10 protein-coding genes are annotated in these 10,675 nt (G+C 60.4%); 5 read left to right on the top strand and 5 right to left on the bottom strand.

Annotated features, from left to right (window positions below; all coding sequences use genetic code 11):
• Positions 1-1,265: cyclic nucleotide-binding and patatin-like phospholipase domain-containing protein (locus tag JNL55_RS24200; protein ID WP_293860239.1), on the bottom strand; the 1,265-nt coding region annotated here is incomplete at its 3' end.
• A gap of 149 nt (positions 1,266-1,414) precedes the next feature.
• Between JNL55_RS24200 and JNL55_RS24195 the strand changes: the two genes are divergently transcribed.
• From JNL55_RS24195 to JNL55_RS24180, 4 genes are all read left to right on the top strand, one after another.
• On the top strand, positions 1,415-2,074 hold the full coding sequence (locus JNL55_RS24195; protein WP_293860236.1) for a TetR/AcrR family transcriptional regulator: 660 nt from the start codon (positions 1,415-1,417) through the stop codon (positions 2,072-2,074).
• A 63-nt stretch (positions 2,075-2,137) separates the two neighbouring features.
• The gene (locus JNL55_RS24190; RefSeq protein ID WP_293860233.1) at positions 2,138-3,550 is read left to right on the top strand and encodes a TolC family protein; all 1,413 of its coding nucleotides are present in this window, start codon (positions 2,138-2,140) and stop codon (positions 3,548-3,550) included.
• Positions 3,551-3,553: 3 nt separating this feature from the next.
• On the top strand, positions 3,554-4,624 hold the full coding sequence (locus JNL55_RS24185) for an efflux RND transporter periplasmic adaptor subunit (protein WP_293860231.1): 1,071 nt from the start codon (positions 3,554-3,556) through the stop codon (positions 4,622-4,624).
• Between the two features lie 4 nt (positions 4,625-4,628).
• Positions 4,629-7,748 (top strand): efflux RND transporter permease subunit, encoded by a 3,120-nt coding sequence (locus tag JNL55_RS24180; protein ID WP_293860228.1) that lies wholly within the window; start codon positions 4,629-4,631, stop codon positions 7,746-7,748.
• Here the strand turns inward: JNL55_RS24180 and JNL55_RS24175 are convergent.
• Positions 7,695-8,087: a RidA family protein gene (locus JNL55_RS24175; protein WP_293860225.1), complete on the bottom strand. Its 393-nt coding sequence runs from the start codon at positions 8,085-8,087 to the stop codon at positions 7,695-7,697. The two genes, JNL55_RS24180 and JNL55_RS24175, sit on opposite strands and share 54 nt — an antisense overlap.
• A 96-nt stretch (positions 8,088-8,183) precedes the next feature.
• Between JNL55_RS24175 and JNL55_RS24170 the strand changes: the two genes are divergently transcribed.
• Positions 8,184-9,305, top strand: a complete 1,122-nt coding sequence (locus JNL55_RS24170) for a trans-sulfuration enzyme family protein (RefSeq protein WP_293860222.1) — start codon at positions 8,184-8,186, stop codon at positions 9,303-9,305.
• Between the two features lie 13 nt (positions 9,306-9,318).
• Here the strand turns inward: JNL55_RS24170 and JNL55_RS24165 are convergent, their stop codons facing one another.
• The 3 genes from JNL55_RS24165 to JNL55_RS24155 all read right to left on the bottom strand — a co-directional run.
• Positions 9,319-9,705 (bottom strand): rhodanese-like domain-containing protein, encoded by a 387-nt coding sequence (locus tag JNL55_RS24165; RefSeq protein ID WP_293860219.1) that lies wholly within the window; start codon positions 9,703-9,705, stop codon positions 9,319-9,321.
• Complete coding sequence (locus tag JNL55_RS24160) at positions 9,705-10,106, bottom strand: hypothetical protein (RefSeq protein ID WP_293860216.1); 402 nt, start codon at positions 10,104-10,106, stop codon at positions 9,705-9,707. Before JNL55_RS24160 ends, JNL55_RS24165 begins: the two co-directional genes overlap by 1 nt.
• A 34-nt stretch (positions 10,107-10,140) precedes the next feature.
• Positions 10,141-10,675, bottom strand: a 535-nt coding sequence (locus tag JNL55_RS24155) for a metallophosphoesterase family protein (protein WP_293860213.1), incomplete at its 5' end; no start/stop codon positions are given.

The raw sequence follows: 10,675 nt of genomic DNA, 5'->3' as shown, positions 1-10,675 counted from the left end.
GTCAGCGGCAGATCTTCGATAGCGACGTCGCCGAACTCATCGTGCAACAAACGACTCACCTTGCGCCCCGACACCAGCGACACCAATGGCAACGTGTAATCGTTGAGCGGATTGGTCGCGACAAAACTGCGACGCACGCGTTCCTGCAATTCCTGTTGATCCCACTCCAATGCGTAGCCAGCAGCGACGATGGAGCCCAAGCTTGTTCCGCCGATGGCATCGATGGCGATGCCAGCCTCACGAAAAGCGCGCAACACCCCGATGTGAGCAAACCCTCTCGCGCCGCCACCGGACAACACGACACCCAACCCTGTGCCCGTCAGCGAGCGTGCCAGTCTGCCGATATCTGCTGGACCGCGAATATGGTGATGTGATAATCCAGGTTTGAGATCGAGCCAGCGTTGCGTGTGTCCCAGTGCTGCCGAACCTTTGTGTAACAGCACCAACTCGGGCCGTTGTCCGATGACGTTGCGCTCCAGATAGCCCTGCAGCGCCGGCCAATCGGCCAGCTGTGAATCCGCGTCGGCCAGCAACAGAATCACGTCGGCCTGACGCAGACACAACTTGCTCCAACTGGTGGCCGCCGTCTCGCAAACATAGACGACGAATTCGTTGGCTCGCTCCACCGCATGAAACCATTCGGTGGTTCGCTCGGCGCCGCGCTGATTCCAAACCAACTCGGCAGAGCCGATGCGATTCAGGAAAGTCACCAGCTTGGCCGCGAATACCGTTGCGCCGTCGCTGCCATCGTGAGGAACGATGGCGAAGGTTCTCGGCATCGAGCGCTGAGCGCGCGCCTGCGACTGGGATTGCGACGACTCGAGTCGTTGCACGAGGAGTTGCGACACTCGCAGCAGCCACTCCGGATGCTGGCGCATCACTCGTTCGAACGCAGAACGGGACAACCGGCCCAGCTCGCTGTCGCGCAGAGCGATGACCGTTGCGCTACGAGGTTTGCCGGAGATCAACGCCATCTCGCCGACCAGTTCGCCGGCCGCAATCCGCCCAACTAAACGACGCGCACCCGCCGGGGTCGATGCGAAGGCGCCAAGGCTGCCGCTGATGACGCAGTACAAGGCGTCCGGCGCGTCGCCTGCTTCGAACAAGGTCGTGCCGCCCTGAATGGCCAACCAGTCGAATTCGTCCACCAGCGCCGTCAGCAGCTCTTTTTCCAAACCGCCCAGCATGGGCAGCGTGCGCGCTAGCCAGTCGCCATCGCGTTGTTCGTCGACATCGGTGCTGAAATAGTCGTGTTCGAAGCTCATGCGCCCGTCCCCACGGCGCCCCATCCCCGGGGCGGACTGTGACCGCGTCCGAGAATCCCGGCCATTGCGCGAAATACGCGCGGCCCCACTGATTTAGACAGCCATTTAGTCATTGACACTGTGTCTAATGCGAGCGCACCATAGCGCCCATGTCCTATATCGCCGACCGCCGCCAGGAAGAGAAAGACCGCCGACGAGCTGAAATCGTCGACGCGGCCGAGCAGCTGTACCGCGAGCTGGGCTGGGAGGCAGTCACCATGGACAGCGTCGCGAAGAAAGCGCGACTGAGCCGCGCCCTGGTGTATGTGTACTTCAAGGACAAGAGCGAGTTGTTGTTGGCCATCACTGAACGCGCGATGGCCGTACTTTATTCGCGCTTCGAGGACGCCAGTGCGCGCACTCGCGGTGGTATCGATCAGATCGAAGCCATGGGCCGGGCCTACATGGCGTTCGGGATGGAATTTCCCCATTATTTCGACGCCTGCGCCCGCCTCGAACAGCGCGCGACCGGCACCCCAGAAGACGGTTCGCACGAAGCGGCCGCGTTCCAGATGGGCATGAAGGTACACGACGTGGTCGTGGCCTCGCTCGAAGCAGGCCAACGTGATGGCAGCATTCGCGCCGACCTCGGCGACTTGCAAGTAACTTCCCGCGTGCTGTGGGGTTTCACCCATGGCCTGACGCAGATTGCGATCACCAAGGCGCGGCCGCTGGCTGAAGCCGGTATCAGCGTCCCCCAGCTCACTCAGCAGGCCATCGCTTTGATCCGTTACACGTTGGCCGGTACCCGGCCGTCATTGACCGATTAGCGCTGGTTTTTATTTGAGCCATTTTTGACACTTGTCTAACGACTAAACAACTGTGGATAGGACATGCCAGCGCTGCGAACCCTAATGATGGTCGGCCTGTGCTTGGGCGCCAGCGCCGCCGGCGCGCAAACGCCGCCCGCCAGCGACTTCGACACCCTGGTCTCGAACTACGTCGCCGAAGGTCTGCGCAGCAACCTGGCTTTGCAGGGACAAACGCTCGAAGTCGACAAAGCTTCCCAGGCACTCAGCGAAGCGCGTTCCCGATTCTTCCCGCAGCTCTCGTTCGAAGCTCGATACACGCGCGCCGAAGGCGGCCGCGTCATCGATGTACCACTCGGCACCGCGCTCAATCCCGTCTACTCGACCTTGAACGAACTGTTGGTCGCGCAAGGTCAGCCGGAACGCTTTCCGCAAATCTCCGACACCAGCATCCCCTTTCTTCGTAAAGAAGAGCAGGACACGAGGCTGATGTTACGTCAGCCGTTGTATGCGCCGGCCATTCCCGCTGCGGTTCGCGCTCAGCGCGCATTGTTGGATGCGAGCAGCTTCAACCGCATGGCAATTGCTCGCGCGCTACGCCGAGACATCACCGTTTCCTACGTCGACTGGTTGAAGGCGCGCAGCTCGGTCGAGATCGTTGCGGCTAGCGAAGCCCTGCTGCAAGAGAACCTGCGCGTCAACGAATCCTTGTTCGGCAACGGCAAGATCACCGAAGACTTGGTGTTACGCGCCAAGGCCGAGCTGCTGGATGTCGAACAGCAGAAGCGTGAAGCGCAAAACCTGGCCACTCAGGCGCAGAGCTATTTCAACTTCTTACTGAATCGCCAACTGCAGACATCCATCGAGCCGTCGGCGCCACCGGTAAACTCGGCTGCAGCCGATGCCGCGCTCGAACAGCTTTGGTCGATGGCGCTCGATCGTCGCCCTGAGATTGCGCAGGTCGAACACTTGCGGAGCGCGAGCGAAGAGCAAGTTCGTATCGCTCGCCAGCAGAAGTGGCCAACCTTGTCGCTGGGTGTCGATGCCGGCACCCAAGGCGAGGAGTATCGTTTCGGCGAAGGCTACAACTTCGGCACCGCCTCGCTGATTTTCACCTGGCGCATTTTCGATGGCGGCGGCGATACCGCCCGCGTGCATCAAGCGCGCTCTGCCGAGAAACAACTGGTGTTGCGCCAGGAGGAAATTGCTCAGCAGATCCGCCTGGAAGTGCAACAGTCCTACGATCGGCTGGCTACTGCACGAGATTCGCTCGCCACCGCTGCCGCTCGTGCTGAAGCAGCGCGCGCGGCTTTTCGCATCGCTAGTCGCAAACGCGACGAAGGTGTGATCAGCCAGGTCGAATTCATCGACGCGCGCAGTGCGCTCACCAGTGCCGAACTAAACCACAACCTCACCCGTTTCAACGTGCTGGCGCGTCGCGCCGAGCTGGAATATGCGACCTCGACGGGAGATCTCCCGCTCGATCCAGGAGTTTGAGTCATGCCGCGCCTGTACAGCGTTCTTCCGCCGTTATTTTTGTCCGTCTGTTTGCTCGGTGTAGCCGGGTGTAACAGCGGCGCCGAGAATCAGCAGCCCGTCGAGCTGGCGCGAGTGCGCACGGCTCCTGCTGTCACCGGACCGGCGGCGCCGTCGATCCGCACCAATGGCTTACTGGCCAACGAAGATGAAATCCGCTTGTCGTTCAAAGTCGGCGGCGTGATTCGTCGGCTGGCGGTGACTGAAGGCGAGCAAGTGCGCAAAGGCCAGAAGCTGGCGGAAATCGAGCAGGCCGAAATCAACGCGCAAGTGGAGCAGGCCGCACAAGCTCATGAGAAAGCGCGACGCGACCTCGAACGCGGCGAACGTTTGTACGCCGACAAAGTCATCAGCCTCGAACAGCTCCAGGATCTGCGCACACAGCTAGCGGTGAACGATGCAGCGCTGAACTCCGCCAAGTTCAACTGGAGTTACGCAGCTATCGTCGCTCCTCACGATGGCACCGTGCTGCGCCGACTCGCGGAAGAGCGCGAGTTGGTTCAAGCCGGCAACCCCATTCTGGTACTCGGCGCCAAGGACAAAGGCTTTGTGGTGCGCACCGGCTTGGCCGATCGAGAGATCGTGCAGGTGAAGCTCGGCGATACCGCGCAAGTCCGGCTCGACGCCCTGCCCGGCCAGACATTGAACGGCAAGGTCACTGAAGTGTCCGGCGCATCGGATGCGGGCAGCGGCATGTTCGGCATCGAGGTGTCCATCGACCCGACCGATCTGCCATTGAAGAGCGGCCTGGTCGCCAAGCTCACCATCATTCCCGCCACGGCCAAGGCCGGCGAGCGCGTTTATGTGCCCATCGGCGCCATCGTCGAAGGCGACGGCCGCACCGCGCGCGTGTTCGTGCTCGATCAGAAACATGCTCGTCAGCGCCAGGTCGAAGTGGCCTTCCTCGAAGGCGAGACCGTGGCACTGAACTCGGGGTTGGAAGCAGGCGAGCAAGTCATCACTGACGGCGCTCAGTATCTGGAAGACGGCGAGGAAGTGACCATCGCCGAGCCAGTGGCTGCGAACCGGGAGTAGCCCCATGAGCTTCCTGGAATTTCCCATCAAGCGCTATCAGTTCACGCTGGTGGCGTTCGCCATGCTGGTGGCGCTCGGCATTTCTTCTTTTCTGAGCATTCCGCGGCAGGAAGATCCTTACTTCCCCATTCCGATTTATCAAATCATCGTCGCCTACCCTGGCGCCGAACCGCGCGATGTGGAGCGCTTGGTGGTCAAGCCCATCGAAGATCGGATCAGCGAGCTGGACGACATCAAGAAGATCGAGTCGTTCAGTAACGACGGCCTGGCGACTTTGATCACCGAGTTCTACAGCACTGCCGACGCTGAAGAGAAGTACGACGAGGTAGTGCGCGAGATCAATGCGCTGCGTCCGACCCTGCCTGCCGAGATCGCTCGGTTGGAGATTCGCAAGAGCAATCCCGGTTTGGTGAACATCGTGCAGTTCGCCCTGGTGTCGCCCGACGCGCCGTATCGTGAACTCGAAGATCAAGCGCGCGACCTGAAAGACATCCTGAAAGCTGTCGACGGTGTACGCACTTCGGAAACGTGGGCCTATCCCGCGCGTGAACTGCGCGTCGCGCTCGATCTGCCTCGCATGGCTGAGTTGAAACTCGCACCGAACCGAGTGATCGAGGCATTGCAGAGCGAGAACACGACTGTTCCCGGCGGCGCCATCGATGTCGGCAGCCGCAGCTTCAGCGTGAAGACCTCGGGCAGCTACGAATCGTTGGATGAAGTTCGCGATACTGTGATAGCTGCCGTCGACGGCCGCACCGTCCGGATTCGCGACGTCGCCGAAGTGAATTGGGACACGCAGGAACACACATACATTGGCCGCTACAACGGCCAGCGCGCCGTGTTCGTCACTGCCAATCAGAAAGACGGTTACAACATCTTCGAGGTGCGCAAACGCATTGTCGCCGCGGCCGAGAAGTTCGAGCAGCAGCTGCCCAAGCGCATCAAGCTGGAGCTGGGCTTCGACCAATCGGACAACGTCGCGACCCGACTCAATCGATTGACTACCGACTTCGCCATCGCCATCGCGCTGGTGGCGATCACATTGCTACCGCTCGGCCTGCGCGCCGCCAGCATCGTGATGATCTCGATTCCACTGTCACTGGCTATCGGCGTCTCCACGTTGCACATGGTTGGCTATTCGCTGAACCAGATTTCCATCGCCGGCTTCGTGGTCGCGCTGGGTTTGCTGGTGGACGATTCCATCGTGGTCGTAGAGAACATTTCGCGCTTCTTGCGTGAGGGGCACTCACGCACAGAAGCAGCGATCTTAGCCACGCGGCAGATCTTCCTCGCGATCCTAGGCTGTACCGCAACCATCATTTTCGCGTTCTTGCCATTGATGATGCTGTCCGGCCCCTCGGGTAAATTCATTCGCGTGCTGCCGACGGCCGTGCTGTCTACGGTAGTGGCGTCGCTGTTGATCGCGTTGACCATCATTCCGTTTCTGGCGAGCCGAATTCTTAGCAAGCATGAGAATCCCGAAGGCAACAAGCTGTTGCAGTCGGTGCAGCGGGGCATTCATCGCTTCTATCAACCGCTGTTGCATCGGGCGCTGGCCAAGCCGCGACTCACCGTGTGGGGTTCGCTGATCGCATGCTTCGTCATCATGATTGGTGTCGGCAGCATCATCGGTTTCAGCCTGTTCCCCAAGGCCGATACGCCGAACTTCATCGTCACGGTCGAAACTCCCGACGGCAGCAGCCTCGCCGAGACCGATCGCGCGTTGAAGTTTGTCGAAGGCCAGTTGGCGGCGATGCCCGAAGTGACCTCGTACTTCACCAATCTCGGCCGCGGCAACCCCAAGATCTATTACAACGAGTTCGGCAACGAAGGCGCCAGCAACTACGGCGACATCTTCGTCAAGCTGAAGAGCTATGACACCAGCGACACGCCCAAGAAACTGGAACAGCTACGTCGCGAGCTCAAGCGCTATCCGAGTGCACACATCTATGTAAAGGAGTTCCAGAACGGCCCGCCGATCACCGCGCCCATCGCGATTCGGGTCATCGGTTCCGATTTGGACGAGCTGGATAGGTTGGCCACGCGCGTCGAGCAGCTCATCAAGGAAACGCCAGGCACGCGTGATGTCGAGAATCCTGTGCGCATCAAGCGAACCAATCTACAGTTGAAGATCGATTCGCAAAAGGCGGCGCTGTTCGGCGTGCCCGCCATTGAGTTCGATCGCGCCGTGCGCTTGGCTGTCGCTGGTATTCCCGCCAGCCGTTACAAAGAAACCGACGGCGAGCAGTACGACATCATGGTTCGCACGCCGATTGCCGAACGCGCCGACATTCATGCGCTGGATCAGGTGCGTGTGACGACACTGACCGGCGCTACTTTGCCGTTGAGTCAGCTGGCGCAGATCGAATTCGCTGCAGCTCCGACGCAGGTCGATCGGTTCAATCGTTCGCGCGCCGTGACCATCAATGCTGAGGTTCAGAATGGCTACAACACGGATCGTGTGACGACTGAAGTGCTGCGACGGCTGGATGAAATGCAATGGCCGCGCGGTTATTCCTATGTGCCAGGTGGCGAGTTGGAAAGCCGTGCCGAAAGTTTCGGCGGCTTGCAGGCAGCCACTATCGTCGCCTTGCTCGGCATCGTGGCAGTGTTGGTGCTGGAGTTCGGCAGCTTTAAGAGCACGCTCATCGTGCTCAGCGTGGTGCCCTTCGGTATTGCCGGCGGCATCCTGGCGCTGGGTCTGGCCGGTTACAGCATCTCGTTCACGGCGACCATCGGCTTCATCGCGCTCATCGGCATCGAGACCAAGAACTCCATCTTGCTGGTGGACTTCACCAATCAGCTAAGAGCGGATGGCATGCCGTTGGATGAAGCCATCGAACGCGCCGGCGAGATTCGTTTCCTGCCCATCTTGTTGACCAGCGCCACGGCCATTGGCGGCCTGCTACCGCTGGCGCTGCAAAACGCCGGCATGTACTCGCCGCTCGCGTGGGTCATCATCGGTGGCTTGGTGTCGTCGACGCTGATCGCGCGAATCGTCACGCCGGTGATGTACAAGCTGATCCCGCCAACCATCGAAGTGAAGGCCAAGAAGGCGGACAGCCGAGCGCTAGCCAACGGCGGCGATGCCCTCGATCTCGATCAAGGCGTCAAAGTGCAATGATTTTGCCGCGATGACGGCACGGGCCGGCCGGTGCGTTCCCAGCATTTCGCTGTAGATGGCGTTCACGGCCGGCCAATCGTCCATGTTCACGATAGTGATGTTCACTTTCAGCAAACCGGACAGGTCGCTGTTCGCCGCGCGCAGTACCTTTTCGAGTCTTTCCAGGCTGCGACGGGTTTGCTGGGAGATGTCGCCAGCTTCCAAGTCCGTCATGCCGGGCCCGCGCCCCAGTTGGCCCGAGGCATAAATCACCCCGCCATGCTCGATGGCGTAGGCGTAGTGGCCGTTCGGCGGTGGCATATCGGGAACGTCGACGGTGCGCGGTTTGGCGGGGTTCATGGCGGCGGATCATAGCTCTGCCCCGAAATGGGGCATGAACATGTCAGCCCGCGAACTATGCAGTAAAGTGCGGGGCTGTCGATCAGGAAGCCTGCGATGAAGTTCGAAACTCTGTCCATACACACCGGACGCGACGTGGAACGCGCCACCGGTGCGGTCGCCCCGCCGATCCAGCTGAGCACGACCTTCGAGCGAGATGCCGACGGCGAATTCTCCCGCGGCTTCTCTTACAGCCGCGCCGACAACCCCGCTCGCCGCCCGTTGGAAGAATGCATCGCTGCGCTGGAAGGCGGTGAGGATGCAACGACCTACAGCTCCGGCTCAGCCGCGTCGTTGGCGGTGTTCAGCCTGCTCCGACCCGGCGATCACGTGATCGCTCCCATTGAGTCGTATCACGGCACGGCCAAGCAACTGCGCGACGTCTTTGCCCCAATGGGCATTACGCATACGTTCGTCGATATGACTCGGATCGATGCCGTACGCGATGCGCTTCGTAAAGAGACGAAGTTGGTTTGGATCGAGACACCCTCCAATCCGACGCTGAACATCAGCGACATCGAAACCATCGCCGATCTGGCGCACGGTCGCGGCGCCCTGGTTTGTTGTGACAACACCTTCGCGACGCCGGTCTGGCAACGACCGCTGGAACTGGGCGCCGACGTGGTGATGCATTCGAGCACCAAGTACTTCGGCGGCCACAGCGACGTCATGGGCGGGGCGCTCATCACGCGCGATCGCGGTGGGCTTTCGGAGAAGCTGCGCGACTATCAGCAGACCGCCGGCAGCGTGCCGTCACCGTTCGATTGCTGGTTGATTCGTCGCAGCCTCACCACGCTGTCTTGTCGCGTTCGCGCGCAAACGCATAACGCCAGTCGGCTGGCGGGATTTCTACAAAGTCATAAGAACGTCGAGCGTGTGTTCTATCCGGGATTGGATACGCATCCCGGTCATGCGATTGCGCAACGACAGATGAAAGGCGGCTTCGGTGCCATGCTGTCGTTCGCCGTCCGCGGCGGCCGCGATGAAGCCTTCGCCGTCGCTGCCAAGGCGCAGCTGTTCATTCGTGCCACTAGTCTAGGCGGCGTGGAATCGCTGATCGAACATCGCGCGTCAGTCGAAGGCCCGCACTCGGTCACGCCGCAGAATCTGTTGCGTCTCTCAGTCGGCCTGGAAAGTGCGGAGGACCTGATCGCTGATCTGGATCAGGCGTTGAGCTGAACAGTGACGACCGCTATTTGACCAGCGGTCGCTTCTTTTCTTCCCAAGCTTTCATGTCGCCGTCGAGGTGCAGCAGCTTGGTGAAGCCGTTTTCGCGCAGGCGTTCGGCGCCGAGCTCGGCACGAACACCGATGGCGCAATAAACGACGATGTCCTTGTCAGCGGCATCGGCGACTTCGGAAATGCGCGAAGGCAGGTGCGTGTACGGAATGTTGATGGCGCCGGGCACGTGGCCGGCTTTGAATTCTTCCGGCGAGCGTACGTCGAGAATGACCAGCGACGAGTCTTTACTTTCAATCCGCTTCAACAACGAAGCTTGATCGATCTTTGGCGTCTCACCGGCGTGAGACACCGCGGCGAACGTGAGCGCCGCGGCGGCAAGAATCAAACGAGCGGCCATCAGTGTTTACCCGGCTCGAGTTTCACACCGCGACGCTCCCAAGCAACGTAGGCGAGCATCGCAGTCATCTTCGGGTCATCTGCGGCCAGCTGCTCACCTTCCAGCGGATTGCGCAAACACCAGTTGATCATCTCCCACAGGTTGGCCACCTTGCCAAGCTGCTTCTGGAACTTTGGATAAGTTTCCGGATGCGTGTTGGCGGCGTTGGGATGGCACTGCGCGCACACCACACCGTTGGTGCCGAGCTTGGCATCGGTCCACAAAGCGCGGCCTTCTTTCACCACGCCGTCGAACTGTTCTTGCCAGCGAGCCAGATCTTCCTTGCTGAACTCATCGGCGCTGGCCACACCGGAGGCGCCGACAGCCAGCGCCGCACAAGCAATGACGGATGCGATTTTCATAAAGTTACCTTGGCGTCTTTAGCTTGCCGTGGCTTTAGTAGTGCACCTGGGGCGAAATTCGCTTGTCGGGATCCTGATAGGTCTGGTCCTTCGGATGGCCGGCTTGCGGATCGAACGCCACCGTGCGTGTGCTGTTGTTGTACAGATTGAAGGTCGCACTGGCACGACCGCTGTTCACGTCGATGAATTGCCAACCGGTCGCATCACGCTCGAAGAACGGATCGGCGCGATTCATCTGTACCGTCAGCTTCGGCAGCAACTGCTCAGCCTGCGCATAGCTCTGCGGATACGGCCACGGCCACGCAGTCGCCATCGCAGACGTGAACGAAATGTTGCCGACCTGGTTGTACTGGATCTGGTGCACGTGCCCGTAGAACACAGTGACTTTATTGAACGGCGCCAACAGTGCTTGCACCTGCTCCGCGTCTTCGGTCCAGAAATTCCAGCCCTTGTAGATCTTCTGCAGCGGCGAATGCGAGAACACCACGATGGGCGTGTCCTTCTTCACCTTGGCCAGATCTTTCTGCAACCACTCACGCTGCTTGTCGCCGACCATGAACGGCGAGCCG

The organism is Steroidobacter sp., from assembly GCF_016790065.1.
Taxonomy (GTDB): Bacteria; Pseudomonadota; Gammaproteobacteria; order Steroidobacterales; family Steroidobacteraceae; genus Steroidobacter.
The sequence above is the reverse complement of the archived record's forward strand: the minus strand, read 5'-3'. Positions and strand labels throughout refer to the sequence as shown.